The sequence below is a fragment of the Rhizobium sp. PL01 genome (genome assembly GCF_033447125.1).
GTDB lineage: Bacteria > Pseudomonadota > Alphaproteobacteria > Rhizobiales > Rhizobiaceae > Pararhizobium.
On the sequence record NZ_JAWQUM010000014.1, the window covers coordinates 161,167 to 179,812 of the forward strand.

General features: G+C 59.6%; 15 protein-coding genes. 9 read left to right on the top strand and 6 right to left on the bottom strand.

Annotated elements, in window-relative coordinates:
- Position 1: 1 nt before the first annotated feature.
- The 3 genes from R6X40_RS27545 to R6X40_RS27555 all read left to right on the top strand — a co-directional run bounded on the left by R6X40_RS27545 (position 2) and on the right by R6X40_RS27555 (position 6,847).
- Positions 2-2,980, top strand: a complete 2,979-nt coding sequence (locus tag R6X40_RS27545) for a hypothetical protein (protein WP_318417889.1) — start codon at positions 2-4, stop codon at positions 2,978-2,980.
- Between the two features lie 117 nt (positions 2,981-3,097).
- Positions 3,098-6,538, top strand: coding sequence for a hypothetical protein (locus R6X40_RS27550; RefSeq protein ID WP_318417890.1), 3,441 nt, complete (start codon positions 3,098-3,100; stop codon positions 6,536-6,538).
- Between the two features lie 60 nt (positions 6,539-6,598).
- Positions 6,599-6,847 (top strand): hypothetical protein, encoded by a 249-nt coding sequence (locus R6X40_RS27555; RefSeq protein WP_318417892.1) that lies wholly within the window; start codon positions 6,599-6,601, stop codon positions 6,845-6,847.
- Positions 6,848-6,952: 105 nt separating this feature from the next.
- Here R6X40_RS27555 and ldtR read toward each other — a convergent pair whose 3' ends face one another.
- The 4 genes from ldtR to R6X40_RS27575 form a co-directional block, all read right to left on the bottom strand.
- Entirely contained in the window at positions 6,953-7,465 is a 513-nt protein-coding gene (gene ldtR / locus R6X40_RS27560) for a transcriptional regulator LdtR (RefSeq protein ID WP_318417893.1), read from the bottom strand.
- Between the two features lie 131 nt (positions 7,466-7,596).
- Positions 7,597-8,034 (bottom strand): DUF6163 family protein, encoded by a 438-nt coding sequence (locus tag R6X40_RS27565; protein WP_318417894.1) that lies wholly within the window; start codon positions 8,032-8,034, stop codon positions 7,597-7,599.
- A gap of 155 nt (positions 8,035-8,189) precedes the next feature.
- Positions 8,190-9,125: an adenylate/guanylate cyclase domain-containing protein gene (locus R6X40_RS27570; RefSeq protein ID WP_318417895.1), complete on the bottom strand. Its 936-nt coding sequence runs from the start codon at positions 9,123-9,125 to the stop codon at positions 8,190-8,192.
- Between the two features lie 454 nt (positions 9,126-9,579).
- Complete coding sequence (locus R6X40_RS27575; RefSeq protein ID WP_318417897.1) at positions 9,580-9,918, bottom strand: hypothetical protein; 339 nt, start codon at positions 9,916-9,918, stop codon at positions 9,580-9,582.
- Positions 9,919-10,212: 294 nt separating this feature from the next.
- Between R6X40_RS27575 and hemB the strand changes: the two genes are divergently transcribed.
- Complete coding sequence (gene hemB, locus R6X40_RS27580) at positions 10,213-11,226, top strand: porphobilinogen synthase (RefSeq protein ID WP_318417899.1); 1,014 nt, start codon at positions 10,213-10,215, stop codon at positions 11,224-11,226.
- A gap of 40 nt (positions 11,227-11,266) precedes the next feature.
- Here hemB and R6X40_RS27585 read toward each other — a convergent pair whose 3' ends face one another.
- On the bottom strand, positions 11,267-12,976 hold the full coding sequence (locus tag R6X40_RS27585) for a GGDEF domain-containing protein (RefSeq protein WP_318417901.1): 1,710 nt from the start codon (positions 12,974-12,976) through the stop codon (positions 11,267-11,269).
- A gap of 290 nt (positions 12,977-13,266) precedes the next feature.
- Here R6X40_RS27585 and R6X40_RS27590 point away from each other — a divergent pair, with 290 nt between their 5' ends.
- The 5 genes from R6X40_RS27590 (at position 13,267) to R6X40_RS27610 (ending at position 16,252) form a co-directional block, all read left to right on the top strand.
- Complete coding sequence (locus R6X40_RS27590) at positions 13,267-13,731, top strand: RDD family protein (RefSeq protein WP_318417902.1); 465 nt, start codon at positions 13,267-13,269, stop codon at positions 13,729-13,731.
- Positions 13,732-13,910: 179 nt separating this feature from the next.
- A complete protein-coding gene (locus tag R6X40_RS27595) occupies positions 13,911-14,657 on the top strand; it encodes an arginyltransferase (RefSeq protein WP_318417904.1) in 747 nt (248 codons plus the stop codon).
- 27 nt (positions 14,658-14,684) lie between these two features.
- Positions 14,685-15,581 (top strand): DMT family transporter, encoded by an 897-nt coding sequence (locus R6X40_RS27600; RefSeq protein WP_318417906.1) that lies wholly within the window; start codon positions 14,685-14,687, stop codon positions 15,579-15,581.
- A 60-nt stretch (positions 15,582-15,641) separates the two neighbouring features.
- Positions 15,642-15,863 (top strand): AbrB/MazE/SpoVT family DNA-binding domain-containing protein, encoded by a 222-nt coding sequence (locus tag R6X40_RS27605; RefSeq protein ID WP_318417908.1) that lies wholly within the window; start codon positions 15,642-15,644, stop codon positions 15,861-15,863.
- Entirely contained in the window at positions 15,860-16,252 is a 393-nt protein-coding gene (locus R6X40_RS27610; RefSeq protein ID WP_318417909.1) for a type II toxin-antitoxin system death-on-curing family toxin, read from the top strand. Before R6X40_RS27605 ends, R6X40_RS27610 begins: the two co-directional genes overlap by 4 nt.
- Positions 16,253-16,292: 40 nt before the next feature.
- Here R6X40_RS27610 and parC read toward each other — a convergent pair whose 3' ends face one another.
- Positions 16,293-18,569 (bottom strand): DNA topoisomerase IV subunit A, encoded by a 2,277-nt coding sequence (gene parC, locus R6X40_RS27615; protein WP_318417911.1) that lies wholly within the window; start codon positions 18,567-18,569, stop codon positions 16,293-16,295.
- Positions 18,570-18,646 lie beyond the last annotated feature (77 nt).

The window sequence follows — 18,646 nt, forward strand, 5'->3', positions numbered from 1 at the left end:
CATGACGCTGAAGCCCTCCATCATCCACTGCCTCTTTGACGCCGAGCCAGACACATTTCATCCGGCCGACCCGGCCTTGAAAACCCTCGCCGTCAATCTCGGCTTTGAATGCCGCACCGATATCCCTTGCAGCGCCATTGTTGCGGCGGCGAACGGCGCTCAACAGAAACAGGATGAACTCAAGACGGATGAAACCGCAGCGAGAGACATGTTCGCCCAATTCGCCGTAGCCGCTCAACAGGTCCAGTTCCACCTTTACCACGCAAATCTGGACGTGCCGGCGATCTGCTCCCTCGACTACATCGGCACCATCACCCAACAGATATCCGATAGCAAAGCGCCTGATGCCGCTGAGGATATTTCTGTATGGCTCGAAAAGTCGGCACCGCCGGGAACCCCTATACGCCATTACTGGACGACGCCCGATGCCGTCGATGCAGACACACCGATAGAGGCGACCACAGCACCCGCCACCTACCGGCTGCGCGCCGCGCATGCCTGGAACGCACCGGTGGCACACCGGCTTTGGCTCACCCATATCCTGCAGATCGAGGGGATCGCCGACGGTAAGATTTACGTCGTACTGCCGTCTTTCGCCGGACCTGTTCCGCCACCCATACTGACCGGAACGCAGCAAGGCGCGCTGTGGGATTTCGCCTATGACGCCGGCGGCGGCCTTGGCCAAACGATCGGCCGGACAGAAACCCTCGAAGCGCCGACCGCCTTTACGATCATCCCGCAGGATATCAACGGGTTTCTGACTGCTGACGGCTATCTCAAAGTCGATCCGGAAGCCGAAAGCCTCTGGCGCATTACCCAATGGTTCGAAGCACGCGCCGCTTCACTGATGGCACCGGCCATGGCACTCGCTGGGCCAGGCGCCGGTGGAGGTTCGAAGGACGACGCAGACTTCGAGGCCTTGTTTCAATGGCATTACGGCAGCGAGAAGCCCCCCATCCTCACCATCCTCGCGCCCGCCGCCGCATGGTTGACCGTCGCCAGCCTCGGTGCCGCACTCGACCCCATCATTATCGGCCTGATGAAACCGGTGTCGGGCAGCAGGGCAATGGGCGATATCCTTGCGCCGTTGATCCTCAACCTTTTCGAGCGTTATCAGAAAGATCTCGCCGGGACCTTCGCATTGCCGGAAGACAGCTATGCCTTTGCCAAACTTACCGGCCTTCTGCGCAACACTTTGTCGCTACACAACCCACTAATGCGTACGGCAGCCGATATGGCCGATGCCGATGTGCGCGCCGCGTTCTGCGAAAGCCTGAAACGGGTTCACGGCTTGCAGCCCACCGGGCCGGAAACACCGCTTGAACTCCAGCTTCTCAACCTGCTCCTGGCCTCATTCGCCAGCGGCACAGCTGTCTCCCGCGATGAAAAGCTGCGGCGAGACATCAACGGCAATGGACAGGCGATCCTGCGCCGGGCGTTGGCGGACGCCGAGCAGCGGTTACAGGATGAAGCAGGCGCCGAGACGGCGATCATCCGACTGCTCGAAGCGACCGAAAAATCAGAAGACGGCGGCAAAACACGAACCGGGCTGCCGGCCCTGTTTGCCGGTGCCTACGCAGAAAGCGTCGGACGCCCCGGCGATGCAGCGCTGCTGAACGCAGTCGCCGCGTCCTTCGCTTCGGCCTGGCGCTCCTATCGCATTCTGCTTGATGGCCCATTCAACGGTGCCGAAGCCGTGCGGCGCGATGCAGCAAGCGAATTCACCAAGGCTTTGCTCCGGTTTGTCGAGGAGCACAAACAGACGGGGCTCCCGTCAGTTCAGCAGTTGATCACCATAGCCACCGGCACCGACTATTTTGCCGAGCGCTTGCTGCGGCCGGATGCCGATCCAAAGAACTCGCAACCGTTTTCCAGCTGCTTCCATGTCATCGCGGATTGCCTCGTCAGAGTTCCGTTTCCCGGCGTTTGGCCGGACGGCATCACCCCGGTGACACCAGCACAGCTTCTGCCCTTCTTCCGAGCAAGCTACCGGGCGTCGCTTGCGCCGATGGCGGAGCTGGCCACCCCTTCCAGCCGCTTCATTCCCGATCACGCACCATCGCCGCTGCCGATCCAGATCGCGGCCAATATCGATGGTGAAGAAATCGATGCGTTTTCCAGCCATTTCAATGGGATTGCGGTGGCCATCCGCCGGATCGATACCGGGACGGGAACCGACCCCTGGGCGCATGCGAGCCTCGCCGAACTGACATGGCCCTTGCCGCCGAAGGCAAGCAATGACCAAGCAGAACCGACCATCCCAGCCGCACTTCATCCGCTGCTTCCTGCGACAAGCGACGGGCGCGGCCCGATGTTCATCCACTATGAAGGTCTGCCGTTCGCAGCGACAACATTCCGCAACACGGCGGCGCAAGCGATCGTCTCGACACCTGAAGCCTATGCATCATTTTACGGATATGGCGCCCACAATGCCAAACTGTCCGGCTTTGCCGCAGTCCCGCGCCTGGCCTATGGCCGGGACTTCGAAAGCTTCAGCTTCGTCACAACCAATGCCGGCTCCTTACCGCTGGCACTGCAGGCGGACCTACCCTGGATGCCGAAGGCGGATTTCGGGCCTCCGGCCGCTGGTGGCAAGCCGGATCCGACGCTGGTCACCACGACGTCCAATCAGCGCCGCACCGCCATCGGCCAGATGGCCGTCAACGAGATACCTGCAGCCAGCGGTCCCCGCCGGATCGCCGTGCCGATAGACGGCGTGGTTCCGCTGGCCGATGACTATCCGCGCACCGTCATCGCCGCGTTTGCCGGCAGTCCCGGTGTCCGCGACATTTTTCGAGACCGCGATGGCGGCGGTACCCTCGCGATCCCAACACTGATCAGCAAGCCGATAGATTACCGGGTCAGCGGCACGATCATCACCGGCAAGCCGGCAAGGCTCGTTGTCCGGCTTTTCGATGCCGCACCGGTGGGGCCGGATGACGACGGTATTGCCGAGGCCACATTGATCTTCCCGGAATAGTTCGATTTCAGCGCCATCGACACAATCGTCTTTTCGCTGAGATCGCTAAAGGCAGGTACGCCGGCGCAACAGCGGCAAATCACCATCGACTGCGGCAAGGCCACCACTAAGGCAGTGTTGACCACGGCGAAGGATATCACTGCCGGCTGGATACGGCTGACAGTCGAATCCGACGATGCGTCCTCTCTCAGCTTTGCCGTCACGGAGGATATCAAACCACATGACGTTGGCGCCCCATTGCTGTTGCTGGCTCCCAACGAAACGCCGTGGAAGGAACCATTGCGCCGCGGCGTGACCGTTCAGGTGGATACACCACGCGTCGGTTATCTCGATTTCGAGCGGTGGTTCGCCAATCCCAGCCTGCGCGACGCGGTCTTGGACGCGACATCGGCTGAAAATCTGCGGCGGGCCCTCCTGACCGCCTATGTCCTGCGCGATGCCGACGAAAGCCTGTCGCGCGCGCTCGACCGCCTGCCCGACCCCGCCTTCGAAGCCGTGCGCCTGGAACTGGCCGTGTCCGATCAGCTCCACGACGGTTCTCACGCTGCTCAGGCTCTTGTGCTGCCGTTCGGCTTCAACCAGACGATGGCAACAATTCTCGACACTCTGGCCACCCACGGAAAGGAGCAATGGAGTCCGCAGGCTCTGCATGCCAAGTTGTTTACCCCGATCGAACGCGCCTTCCGGTTCTCGATCGACATCGCATCAGATGCCTGGGGGCTATCGAAAGCGATAGGATTACAGGCCAGCATTCCGGCCGGAACCATTGCCCGGCTGTCAATGGACGTGCTGGTTCCCTCGGGATATTTTGAGGCATCAGGCACACATCCCGCCGTCTTTCATGCAGGATTGAAGCAGCATGCAGCGCGGCAAATCGCGCGCCCTGGCTCCAAGGAGCCATTTTACGCCTATCCTTCCGCAGCGATCCGGATCGAAACCATGCTGGATGGCATGCACGCGCTCGATACAGGAAAGGATGGGGAACGCGGCAAGCCCGCCATCCAGCTTGCCGCCGACATGATCGCCGTACGGCCGATCGATCGATCCCGGCGGTACGATTTGCAAACACGGGCCGAACTACCCGGCATCGACCAACAAAGCCGCGCTCTGCAGTGGCGGCTTCTCAGCGAAATCGATGTGACGACCCAGCGCTGGCGCCCGAGCGGCCGACCGATCTACAATCACATTGCACCGCTGGATTTTCGCGACGAGGATGCGTTTTCTCATCAACCGCAATCTGCAACGTTCGCCATGCCGCTCAAAGAAGTGCCGACGAGGGAATCCGGCATGGAACCTCAATACCCCCTCTCCCGCTTCGAGCAGGAAGCGTTTTTCAACCGCCCCAATATCGATTCCCAGACAGTGACGCAGCGCCTGCTGCCGCTGCCGGCAGTGACGCTCCTTGAGCAGCATTTCTGGGATGCGCCGTCCGCGACCTATTTCCGCCACCGCTTCACCTTGCGCTCCCGCTATGCCGGTGCTCTGAAGGACATCGCCAACCGCGAGGTCAAGGCGTGGATCACCGACAGAAGACTCCGCACCCGGGCTGCGGAGGCGTGGACCCTGCGCGTCGCCATGCTGGCGGATCTTTCGCGTCTGCTTCTGACCCGGCCCCAGCAACGCGCCCTCATACCCCTGACCAGCGCGCCCCGTGATGACGCCCAGTTGCCGGGCGCACCGCCGGTGCTTGCCATTCTGCAGGAGCCGCCTTTTTCGCGCGGCGGTCTGGCCGACCGGGTGGTCGCCGAGATCAAAACCGGCTTCGGTTACGGCTTTGCCAAAGACGATACGCCCGTTGAAATCCTCGATTCGCGCAAGGAGATCGGCCCTGATCCGCGCCTCAGCTACCATGCCATCGATGAAAAAGCCGCCCTCGGACTGGCGCTCAACGCAGAAGGTCCGATGGGACTGACCTTCGACGCAGTCAATGCGCCAGCGCCCGCCTTTGCCAATTCGATGTTCTCGCTCTCGCCGGTCAGCCTGAACGGCATCGAGCAGAACCTTGAGGAGCATTTCCTCGGCATCTCGATGCGTCGCTATATCGACCCGAACTGGACGATCGAGAACAGAGCCCAAAACCTGTCGGAGCTCGATGCCGGGCGATGCTGGTGGATCGACAGCGACATCGCGCTTACACCAACAAGCCTGCTCAGCTACATGGCTGATGGCGTTGACGTGCCAGTGCTTGCGCTCGACATCGACGGCGATGACTTTGTCATCAAGACCAGCAAAGCGGCTGTCGATGGCGGCAACGCTAGTTCAAATGAAAAAGATGTCGACAGCGCCCGCTGGAACCGCACGTTTTCCGATCGTCTGGCAATTCTTCACCAGCCCATCGCCCCCGATCGTTATTCGGCATCGGTGTTCGTTTTGCCTAACGAAGAACAGGGCAATGTCGCGCTTGGCCGCAGCAACGCCCCGCTTCTCGTCTGCAATATCGAATGGGGCCTGCCGAAAGAGACAAACCCCATCGCGCTGCCCCTGAAAGCCCTTGGCGTGAAGGCGCGTTCAACCATGGCCAGCGCACCGACCTTTCTCGCCTGGACACGCACCGCCCGCAACTTCGACACCGTACACACGCCGCTAGGCGCCTCTCCAGCGCAACAGCAAGTGCCGATACGCGAGCTTCTTGCCAAACTCGACACGACAACATCGATGCTGAGCTTCGATCGCAGCGGCATAGGGGAGCGCACCTGGCTCTGCGGCTCGACCTTTGCAAAACCGTTTCCGCTGCATGTGCAGCGGCATCTCGCCGTCTTGACCACCGGTTACCTGCAGGAGCCCGGCCGCCCGGTCGAGCAATACAGCCGCTCTGCACTGCTTGTCGGTAAATCGTCGGCGGCACTGACCGGGATAACGGGCGAACAGGAGGATTGCGTCCGTATCATCGAATTCGAAACCCCGGCGTCAATCCTGTGCGGATCAGATGTGAGCGTGCCCGAAACCTATCGGAGGGCCTATTTTGATCTCATCTCCACCGGCTTCAAGACCAGCGACGGCGCCGCCTCGGCGCGGCTGTTCTTCCGGTTTTCGGGACCTCCCGCGCATCTACAAAATTTCGGCCGGCTGACACTCTATCTGCGTTTTCTGGAAAACAGCACCACTCCGCATGAAATTCCCATCGACTTGAATGCCCCCTCCGGCGAAGTTTTCGTCACCGCTGTCGAACTGTTCATTGAAAGAACAGCTGTGGCTAAAAAATTGACGTACCGGGCGGCTCTATTGTTTTCCAACGGTGAAACAGTCCGGCTAAAATCGCTCGCCCCGAAAATCCCCGACGAACTCGGTCTGCTTGCAGCCGGCAACGACAATCCCGGCTTCTTCCTTGACATAAAAGCCGACGGCGGCACCGGCGAGTTCTGGGCGGATGTTTCGCTGCTGCATTCGCCCGGCCCGGCCTTCACATCGCATTTCGACTTCAACTGGCTGTTTTCAGAAGCGGGCGGCAGTGGACCGGCACTCGATGTCACGCCTGCCCGGCTCAACCAGATGGTCGAAGCCCAGGCCCGCGTCGTCTCAGTGTCGCCGCCGATCCCGATCAAGCCACCTGACGGCTGAAGCAACCGACATTTACGAAGCTCAGGCTTTACCAATCCAACTCAATCAAAGGAGAGGAACATGGCTTTTACAATCTACGTTAAAAACGACGGCGATACCGCGACAGTCCGCATCTTCCAGAGGATCAACAACAACGAGTCAAAAAACCTCTACGAAGATGTCATAGAAGCAGGCACTCAAGTGCCCGTGCAGGCGCTGAAAACCGATGATGATGATGACGAGCGCGGCGAGTTCATCTGGGAACATAAAGGGTCAGGGCTGACAGGCCAGCAATATGTAAAGGCAGATGAAGAATTGCGTGTGAGATAACCGCGGCACCTTCCCGAAAGGCGATGCCTTGCTCAAACGCGCGAACGGGTGCGTCTTTGCGCACCCGTCGGCAATCATCACAGTCTTTCGCGATGGTCTTCGCGCTTAGAGCTTGTAGAGCATCGTGTCGTTCCAGAAGCGGTCGAGGCGCTGCAGGAGCTTGTTCATCTGGCCGAACTCGTCGGTGCCGATGCCGCCGACCTTCTGGATCGAGCCGATATGGCGTTCATAGAGCTTGGCGACCGTTTCGGCGATCTCCTGGCCCTCTTCCGTCAGGCTGATACGGACCGAACGGCGGTCAACGCGCGAGCGCTGGTGATTGATGAAGCCGAGATCAACCAGCTTTTTAACATTGTATGATACGTTGGAGCCGAGATAGTAACCGCGCGAGCGCAGTTCACCGGCCGTCAGTTCCGAATTGCCGATGTTGAAGAGGAGAAGTGCCTGGACGGCGTTGACATCGGAGCGGCCCGACCGGTCGAATTCGTCCTTGACGACGTCGAGCAGACGACGGTGCAAACGTTCAACCAGGTGGAGGGATTCCATGTAGAGCGAACGGATCGCATCTTCGTGGGGATCTTTGATGGCAACGGCCTGTGGCTTCATTTTGGTGTTCATGATGACTGCCTCACTGTTTTGTTTGGCGGTGTATGTTTCTCTTCCCGCCTTGAGGTAGACACTATCGAATACGTATAAAATTCTACTTAAACACCAGCCTTAACAGCGCCTTACTATCCACAGCCCTTGTGTCACGGTAAATCAATTCTTGCAGCCCGCGCCTGCTTGGCCCGCTGATAGAAGATCACGGCCCGGAAAAGCACGAAGGTGACGGCCACTGCGGCGTGCAGAATGACGATCAGCGGCTTGGCCCCGAAGATCTGCGGATAGACCGCAAACATGACGATTTCCGCACCTGCCGCAACCAGCCAGATGACGGGTCCCCACGAGACCAGAAGCCACAATCCGAGTGCAGCCACAGGGTAGATGACGGCAAGCGCCGTCGCGGCCACCCGCCATGGCACCGGCAAGAGATCGAACCGCCCGCCGCCGCCGAACGAGAACCCGATCAGCATCGCCCAATAGTTCAGACCGAACCAGAAACACGACACCGCTACCAGCCGCAGGAACAATCCGAACAGCGTTTCGGTCAGCGACAGTTTGGGGATTTTGACAGAATCAAGGGCCATGGCGGCGAAGATAGGTCGCTAGCGAGCGCTTTGCCAGACGGATATTTCTCCGCGACCGGCCCCACATCGAACATGGCGCTACAATGCGCAGCAGCCATCTCCTGCAGAAAGACACAACAACACAGATATCGGCACGCCGGTGGCAGACTACCGTGTCAGCGGCGGGCAATCCGGTACAAGGCGGCAACCACGCCGATCCCGAGAAGCGGCCAGCCGGACCAGAAAATCCCATGCCATGTCAGAATATTGATCCCGGCAACGCCGAGGCCAATGACCCCAAGGGTCGAGAGGATCCGGTCGAACCGATTCTGAATGGTGACCCAGACCAGTGCCGAAAGCACGGCCAGCCCCAATACAGGCCAGGCAGACCAGAAAACACCCTGCCATGACATGGTATTGATGGCGAGCAGCACGGCCACCGCCAGCGCGGCCAGCCAAAACATCGGGCGGGTGAGCGCCGCCAGCTTTTGCATCGCTGGCGCAGAATTGGCCTGCGTATGCGGGCCTGCATCCGCATCGGCCTTAAACTCGGAGTGAGGCGTCGCAGCGGCCGGCGGCACTGCCTCGACCTCGCCGATGCGAACCGCATAGCTCGGCACCGCGTCGGCGATATTCTTGACCGCCAGCGGTCCGAGAAAATCGAAGCTGACCGCCACCTTGTTGCGAACCTGATCGTAGACCGTATTGGAGATCACGATCCCGCCAGCCGTGGCCGAGGCTTGCAGGCGCGCGGCAATATTGACGCCGTCGCCGTAGAGATCGTCGCCATCGACGATCACGTCGCCGAGATTGATGCCGATGCGAAACTGCATGCGCGCATCAGCTGGTCGTAGCGCGTTCTCGCCAGCCAGCTCATTTTGAACGTCCATTGCAGCACGCAGACATTCCACGACGCTGGGGAATTCAGCGATGACACCATCGCCCCAGGTATTGATCACCCTGCCGCCATGCGCGCCGATCAGGCGGGACATCGCATCGCGATACCGCTTGAGCATCGCCAGCGTGCCTTCCTCGTCCTCCCCCATCAGCCGCGTATAGTCCTGCACGTCAGCGCAAAAAATCGTCGTCAGCTTGCGTTGCGTCTCGCTCATGATTCCCCCACAGCTCCCCAAACCAGGCTATCGCGGTTGCCTTCATAAGGATATGGGGATTGCAACCTGCAGGAAAAACCCCTCAGCCAGCGCATACAGCGGAACACGCCCGGGAGCATGCACCGCACGTATATAATCCCGGTTGCGGGCCGTTCGGCCGCATCTGAGGCCAGTCTGGCGCCGGAAAAAAGATTTCTGAATTAACAAAGTTAATTGTGAGCAGGCGCGGATTGAGAAATCATTTGATAGCCCGGCCGCTTGGCAGTCTGACCGGGCACGCAAGACCTTGAACACTTGGCCTCTCCTCTCACGGAGAGGCCCTTTCAAGATCCGGGCCAACAGGTCTCAGCATTGGCGGTTTGGCTTCCGCACTATGCCCCAATGCCACGCCTATCAAACGGCATGTAGAAAGGGGCCCCACACACAGGGAGCCCCCTTTTTCGATTGCCGGCACTTACTTCGTGTAGACGATCTTCCCGCCATTGGCCGCCGTCTGGATGCCGATGACATTTTCCAGCTGCACGTTTTTCGCGACCAGCGTCGCCATCAGGGCCGGATCGTTCTGTATCTCAGTCTGAGCCTTGGTGATCGATTCGGGCGACGGATTGCGATAGGTCGCAGGAATGGACGACGTGTCCGTATTGGCGTTGCTTTCCTCGCCAACATTGACGATCGTGATCATGTCGTCAGCCATCATCGGGGTCGTCGAGCTTGTGGTCTGCGCATAGGCATAACCACTCAGCGTTGTTGCGGAAAGGGCAGCCGCCAGGGCAAGTTTGACAACAGTGTTCATGGTCTTCTCCTCTGGTTCGGAGGCCTCTCACCGCTTATCGATGATTTGCATCAGGCACTCCGCAAGACGAGGTCAAAACCAGAGACGGGCGAAATAGTTCCGTAGCGATGACCATTTCGTGACGTACCGTCGTGGCTCCCGGAGGCGAATTGAGCGCGCGATATCCCGCTTGCGCCGGGATTGCCTGAACTCCCTTCACGGATGATGAAAAGCCGCACCCCAATCATTTTCCTTTGATCCTCGCCCATGATAAACCGCGACGAGATAGGACCAAGCTGACGAAAGACGACCGCCATGACCGACAAGACCGATACCGTTGACCACATTACCGGCCACCGCCGCATGCGCCGTAACCGCAAGGCCGACTGGAGCCGGCGGATGGTGCAGGAAAACCGGCTGACGGTCGATGATCTGATCTGGCCGATCTTCGTGGTTCCGGGCTCCGGCATCGTCGAGCCAATCGACGCCATGCCCGGCGTCAACCGGATGAGCGTCGACAAGGCTGTGGAGGCGGCGAAGCTCGCCGCAGATCTCGGCATCCCGGCGCTAGCGACTTTCCCCAACGTCGACATCTCCCTGCGCGATGAAACCGGCTCCAACAGCCTTGCCGCCAACAACCTGATCAACGAGACGACGCGGGCCATCAAAAAAGCCGTGCCGAATATCGGCGTTATCACCGACGTGGCGCTCGACCCGTTCACCAGCCATGGCCATGACGGCATCCTGCGCGACGGTGAGATCGTCAATGACGAGACGGTGGCGCAGATCGCCAGGGCTGCCATCCTTCAGGCCGATGCCGGTGCCGACATCATCGCCCCATCCGACATGATGGACGGTCGCGTCGGTGCGATCCGCCGGGCACTGGATGCAGCCGGGCACCAGAATGTCGGCATCATGGCCTATGCCACCAAATTCGCCTCGGCCTTCTATGGCCCTTACCGTGAAGCGATCGGCACCAGCGGCCTGCTCAAGGGCGACAAGAAGACCTATTACATCGATCCGGCCAACGGCACCGAGGCCATGCGTGACGCCGCCCTTGACGTCGAGGAAGGCGCGGACATGCTGATGGTCAAGCCTGGTCTGCCCTATCTCGATATCTGCTGGCGGATGAAGGAGAGCTTTGGCCTGCCGGTCTTTGCCTATCAGGTCTCTGGCGAGTATTCGCAGATCAAGGCCGCAGCCGCCAATGGCTGGATCGACGGCGAACGCGTCATGCTGGAAACCCTGCTTGCCTTCAAGCGCGCCGGCTGCGACGGCATCCTCAGCTATTTCGCTGTCGATGTAGCCCGTATCCTGGCCAAACGGTAAAGCCTGGTTTGACCAAACAAATTGCAAACATCGCGCGCTCCTAGACGGGCGCGCGAAAAACTCTGACCCGGTTGCGGCCGGCATCCTTTGCCCTGTAGAGCGCAGCGTCGGTCTGGACGACGATCTCGCTCCACGCCAGACGGGCGCCACCCGCCACGCCAAAACTCGCCGTCACGGTCAGCATCTCGCCATCTGGACCCTCGAGCGGGCAATTCTCGATCGCCTTCCTGAGTTTTCGCGCCACACAGGCCGCTTCGGCCAGCGATCCACTTTCCAGCAGCAGTGCGAATTCTTCACCGCCGAAGCGGGCCAGGGAACCGGAGGAGCCGACGAATTGCCGCATGAGTTCGGCGATAGCGCGCAAAACTGTGTCGCCGAAGGGATGGCCGTAGCGGTCGTTGATCGATTTGAAATGATCGATATCCAGAAGAATGAGATATCGCGCCCCGTCCACCGCCATGGCCGCGACACGGTCCTCCAGCGCACGACGGTTGAGAAGGCCCGTCAGTCCGTCGGTTGTGGCAAGGATTTCGAGCTGTCGCGTCAGCAGCGCACGCTCGCCAAGCCGCTGCGACAGAATGCCGATGGCGCCGTAGAGCCGCCTGATTTCCTGAACCTCGCCCGGAGCGGAACCGAGATTAGCGGGGCGTTCGTCGGCAAGCGCAATAACGGCCTGCGCGCCTCTCAGCAACGGCCGCAGGATATAGACCTGAACGGCTGCGACGAGACCAAGCACCAGCATCAGAAGCACGGCCGTGGTCAGTCCGTTGCGATAGAGACCCACCAGCGCTTCCCGCTCCGCGGTCTCGAACTGGCCGGCAATCTCAGTCAGGTAGATATTTCTCAATTCGCCGAGTGGCTGCATCAGGGCGACATAGCGCTGCGTGAGGCCCACACCATCAAGGGAGAACTGGCCGTTCCTTTTGCCCAGAGCCATTTGCTCGTCGATCAGCGCAAGGCCCTGCCGCATGAAGGTGTCGTCCGCCTCCTGACACTTCAGCCGGATCGGATCTGATACCGGCAAGGCAGAGCGTGGGCCGATCAGATCCCAGACTTCGAGTAGCCTGCCGCGTGCGGCGTTGCTTGCCGCTATATCCTGCGGCGTCAAGGCGATCCCCGCTGCCATCGGCGCAATCAAATAGGATCCCAACCGCCCGGCGTATTCCCGCAGATCAGTAAGCGCGATGCCCTGCAGGACGATCGCAGCAAGATCCGAATCCCGTCTCAGGATTTCTCCGCTCTGCCACTCGATGATCCTCCGGTAGGAATCCCTGGCATCAAACATTGCGCCAATGGCCGCGCGGATCTCCTCGTAGCGTCTGGAGTGGCGCGGCTTTTGTCCAATCGCCTCAATCAGGGCACGAGCGGCGGCAAGCCGAACGCGAACCACGTCGATCATCGGATTCGGAATGTCGCGCCGCTCAAGCACAGCCAGCGCCACGTCGGTGCTGGTGACGAAACCACGCCATTTCAGCAGTTCCTCAGCCCTTTTGGCATCGGATGCGGTCATCAGGCTGTTGGCTGGCCCTCTCTCGGCCGAGATGAGGTTTGCTGCATCGAAAATGGCCGTGAACTGGCGCATGCTTTCTGCGCCAGCTTGCGCCTTGCGAAAAGCGACGATCGAAGCCGAAATCGTCGATGTTGCAAGCAGCAGCGTGCAGATGACAGCCAGCAGCGCCATAAACCAGAGACGGCCCCGAAGACCGCCGAACCGGCCGGTATTGGTATCTGCATAAAGGCGGAGAGGCATGGGGAAGAACCGGAGGGCTGCGGATACATGGCTGCTATTCGACAAACCGGTCGGGAACCAGTGTCTTTTAGGAAGACGAGCGTCCCAGATTTGCAGTGCAGCATCAGCGTTAGCATATCCACATGAACGCAGACTGAAAATCCGGCCACACTGTTCCCCCGCCGATGGGTTGCCGCCAGCAAGTAGAGAGCCTATGCCGGCGCACCGTCAACCGTGAGAGATTTGCCGGTCTGATGATTTGCATTTTTGCTGCCACTTCCCATATCAGGAAGAGAACTGGAGACACCGATATGAGCGTGCAGGACGAAAATCTTAGAATTCCAAGCAATGACTGGCGGGCCTATCAGGGTGTGCTCAGCCGTCGTATCATGGCGTTCATCATCGACTATGCCATCGTCGGGCTTCTCTGGATTCCCGCCGCCGTCGTCGTGTTCTTCCTCGGAATCCTGACATTCGGCCTCGGTTTCTTCCTTTATCCCGTGCTCTTTGCCGGTCTCGCCATGCTGTATTTCGGCATGACGGTGGGCGGCCCGAAGCAGGCTTCGCCCGGCATGAGCATGATGGGGCTGGCAATTGCCCGCACCGACGGACGGCCGATGGATTTTCTCACCGCCATCGTTCATCTGGTGATCTTCTGGATCGCCAACGCGATCCTGACGCCGCTGGTGCTGCTTGTCGGCCTGTTCACCGACCGCGGCCGCCTTCTGCACGACCTGCTGATCGGCACGGTGACGGTGCGCCGCGACGTCTATTGATTCGCCTGACGTGCGATGGGATGATTGTTAGTTCCGTCGCCGTCATGCTGCCGATCGTCTAAAATCGACAGGTTTACTGCTTCGTAACGCGACAGTTCAAAAAGTCGCGATTGACCTTTTCTAATCTTGCGCCATGCTAATGTTATCCAAGCGGCCAGGAAGAGCGATCTCCGCACGATATGAACACGCAAACTACACCGTCTCCACAATTCTACCTGACCGCGCCGGCAACCTGCCCGTATCTGCCGCAGGAGATGGAGCGGAAGGTGTTTACCCATATGGTGGGTGAACGGGCACCTGAACTGAACGATCTCCTCACCCAGGGCGGTTTCCGCCGCTCGCAGAATATCGCCTACCGGCCGGCCTGCGAAAGCTGCCGGGCCTGCGTTTCGGTGCGCATCATCGCCGGCGAATTTGCGCCAACCCGCTCGATGCGGCGTATCCTGGCGTTGAATAGCGACGTTGTCTCGACGGAATACCCGGCAGAGCCCTCCAGCGAACAGTACAGCCTGTTTCGCCGCTATCTCGACCATCGCCACCAGAAGGGCGGGATGTCCGACATGTCTGTGCTCGATTATGCGATGATGGTCGAGGATACCCACGTCAACACCAAGATCATCGAATACCGGCTCAAAGTCGAAGGCGACGGTATTGGACTGGCGAAAGGACCGCTGATCTCGGCTGCACTCACTGACAAGATGGGTGACGGCCTGTCGATGGTCTATTCCTATTTCGATCCTGATCTGGCCGATCGTTCGCTCGGCACCTTCATGATTCTCGATCACATCCGCAAAGTGAAGGAACGTGGCCTGCCGCACGTTTATCTTGGCTATTGGGTCAAGGGATCGCGCAAAATGGACTATAAAACAAAGTTTCTGCCGCAGGAGCACCTTATGGCCCCGGGCTGGGAGCGCTATACAGGGTAAAGCGCAGCCACCTGACAGGACGAAATCTTGAGTGAAGCCATCGATGCCGCCCACCACCGCCGCGGACTTCTCATCACCGGCCTTGGCGGTCTTGCCCTTTCCTTCGACATTCCACTGATCCGTTCCGCCGATGGCGAAGTCTGGTCGCTGCTGGCCCTACGCAGCCTCTGCACCTTCGTTGTCGCGCTGATCGCCTGGGTCGTTCTCAACAAATTTCTCGGCCGGAAGATCGCCTTGGTCCCCGGCAAGGCCGGACTGCTCGCCGGCCTGTTCTATGGGCTCGGCTCCTTCACCTTCCTGCTGTCCGTCTTCAACACCGCGACAGCAAACGTTGTCTTCATCGTTGCCTTCACCTCGATGTTCGCGGCCATCCTCTCCTGGGTCTTTCTCAAAGAACGTCCCTCCAACGCGACGCTGGTGACGATGGCCGTCATGGTGTTTGGCGTCGGGCTGATCGTTCAGGACGGATTGAAGAGCGGCAATTTCTTCGGCGATGCGATGGCAGTCTGCTCCGCTTTGATGCTCGCCTCAGCCATCACCGTCAGCCGTGCCAGCGGCAAGGACATGGGGCTGGTGCCATTGGCCACCGCGATCTTCCCCGCCATCATCGGCTACCTGCTATCGCCAGCCGAAGGCCTTGCAATCGCCAATCCCGGCTGGATCATGTTCGACGGCCTGATCATGATCCCGCTCGCCTTCTTCTGCCTCGCCACCGGCCCGCGCTACCTATCGGCGCCTGAAGTCGGCATGTTCTACCTGCTCGAAACCATCCTGGCTCCACTGTGGATCTGGATCGTTTTCCTGGAAGTCCCAACCTCTCAGACACTCGCCGGCGGTGCGGTGCTGATATTGGCGCTGGTCGGACATTCGGTCTGGCAGATGCGGCAAAAATCCGTTGTCGCGGTTCCCCCACCGCTTCATTGAGAATAATTGCGCTTCGGATCACCCGATGTTATAACTCAATTATAACATCGGAGATTTCTCATGAACCTCACCATTCGTAAGATTGGCAACTCTGAGGGCATTATCATTCCCAAGGAAGTCCTTGATCGCCTTGGGTTGAAGGCCGGCGATGAGTTTCAGCTGAAGGAAACCGGGAGCACTCTGGAGCTTGCACCGCAGAAAGACGACCTCGCAGAACAGTTGCGAGCGGCCAGGATTGGTATGAAAAAATACCATGTCGCGCTACGTGAATTGGCGAAATGAGTTCCATAAAATGGCTGTCACGCGAGGCCATCCAGATCATACATCACGAACAGATACTGGAACACGGCGGCTTACCGGGTCTGAAGGATGCTAACGCACTCGAATCTGCTTTGGCTCGCCCACTTAATAAAGCAGCATACGGCGAGGATGATATACATGTCTTCGCCGCCGCTTACCTTTATGGCATAGTCCGGAACCATGGATTTTCCGATGGCAACAAGAGGACGGGCTGGCTCGCAGCGTTTACCTTCCTGCTGATCAATGGCCTGCTTATAGAAGCTGAGCAAGCAGACGTGATAGCGTTTGTATTATCCGTCGCTGCCGGAGAGATTGACGAGGCGGGCACGGCACAATTCCTGCGAGATTACACCGTGCCGTTTGATTTGTGACGGCTGTAAAATTTCACCAATTGCAACGGCTACCCGTTCATCACCCCGTAAACTTGCCGCTCCTCGGGAAGCCCTTCGGCACCACCCTGCCCGCCGTGGCCCGATCGGCGAGCCATTCAGCCAATTCGTCTTTGCTCTTGGTGAAGCTGCGGCCGGCGCTGTCCGCCCATGTGAGGCCGTCTGCAATGGTGAAGCAGCGCATATCGGATATACCGCCGTCCTTGTAGCGCTGCAGGCGCACGCCCTTGCCGCGGCCCATTTCCGGAATCTGCACCAGCGGGAAGACCAGCATCTTGCGGTTTTCGCCGACGATGGCGACATGATCACCCTTGACCGGAATGACCAGCTTGGCCTCGTCTGGCATGGCGACGTTCATGATCTGCTTGCCCTTGCGGGTGTTGGCAGCCATATCCCCCTCCAGCACCACGAAGCCGTTGCCGGCAGCCGACGAAATCAGCAACTTGCGGGCGGGATCGTGGACGAACGCGGTCAGCACGTCCTGGTCGTTTTCCATGTCGACGATGATGCGCAAAGGTTCGCCATGGCCTCGTCCGCCCGGCAGCTTGTCGCCGCCCAGCGTATAGGCCTTGCCGCCAGTGGTGACGACGAGGATACGGTCGGTGGTCGAGGCCGGGAACGACAGCTTCAGGCCGTCGCCTTCCTTGAACTGCAACGTCGAGACATCGGAAATATGGCCCTTCAGCGCGCGTATCCAGCCCTTTTCAGAGATGACGACGGTGATCGGCTCCTTCTCGATCATCGCCTGCTGGATCGCTTCCAGATCGGCTTCAGGCGCATTGGAGAACATTGTGCGGCGGCGGCCGATCTCGGTGGCCTTGGCGAACTTCTTCTTCACCTCGCCGATTTCCCAGGCAACGGTCTGCCACTGTTTCTCGTCGGACGCCAAAAGTGTCTCGATTTCCGCCTTCTCCTTCGACAGGGCGTCGAATTCGGTGCGGATCTCGAACTCTTCCAGCTTGCGCAGAGAACGCAGGCGCATGTTGAGGATCGATTCGGCCTGCAGGTCAGTGAGCGTGAAACGCTCCATCAAGGCGGGCTTGGGCTCGTCTTCCTCGCGGATGATCCGGATGACTTCATCCAGATTGAGATATGCGATGAGGTACCCGCCGAGGATTTCAAGACGGCGGTCGATTGCAGCCAGCCGGAAGCGCGAGCGGCGCTGCAGCACTTCACGGCGATGGTCCAGCCATTCCAGCAGGACCTCGTTCAACGCCATCACCTTGGGAACGCGGCCCATGGACAGCACGTTCATGTTGAGCGGAATGCGGTTTTCCAGTTCCGACAGCTTGAACAGCGATTCCATCAGGATGGTCGGATCGACCGAACGGCTCTTCGGCACCAGCACGAGGCGGACATCTTCGGCCGATTCGTCGCGCACGTCTTCCAGGAGCGGCAGCTTGCGGGCAATCAGCAGTTCGGCGATCTTTTCGATCAGCCGCGACTTCTGCACCTGGAAGGGAATTTCGGTGATGATGATCTGGTACCCGCCACGGCCGGTATCCTCGACTTCCCATTTGGCGCGGACGCGAAAACCGCCGCGGCCGGTCTTGTAGGCCTCGATGATGCTCTCGCGGCTATCGATGATGATACCTCCGGTCGGGAGGTCCGGCCCTTCGATGCCGCCCCGCTCCGGATTGTTCGGATCGAGCATCAGCTCTTCGATCGTCGCGGCCGGATTCTTGATCAGGTGCAGCGCCGCGTCGCAGAGTTCGTGCGCGTTGTGCGGCGGGATCGAGGTCGCCATGCCCACGGCGATACCGGAGGCACCGTTGGCCAGAAGATTTGGGAAGGCGCCGGGCATGACGACCGGCTCCTGATCTTCCTCATTGTAGGTCGGACGAAAATCCACCGCGTCCTGTTCGATGCCTTCAAGCAGAAGGCTCGCCACATCGGTCATACGGGCTTCGGTGTACCGGTATGCGGCAGCACTGTCGCCGTCGATATTGCCGAAGTTACCCTGGCCATCGACAATCGGATAACGCTGCGAGAAATCCTGCGCCAGGCGTACCAACGCATCATAGACCGACTGGTCGCCATGCGGGTGGAACTTACCGATAACGTCACCGACAATACGGGCGCATTTCTTGAACGACGAATTGGAGCGTATCCCCATTTCGCTCATCGCATGAATGATGCGGCGGTGCACCGGCTTCAGGCCGTCGCGCACATCGGGCAGAGCCCGGTGCATGATGGTCGACAGCGCATAGGCAAGATAGCGCTCTTCCAGCGCCGCCTTGAGGTCAACCGGCAGAATGTGATCGTCTCCGCCCGACGGCGGCAAAAGGCTTTGTCCCATGAATTCTTGCTACCGCAACAAACCCTGAACGGCAAGGATTGCAGGGCATTGCGCTGTGGAGAACCCCCGCGTGACGC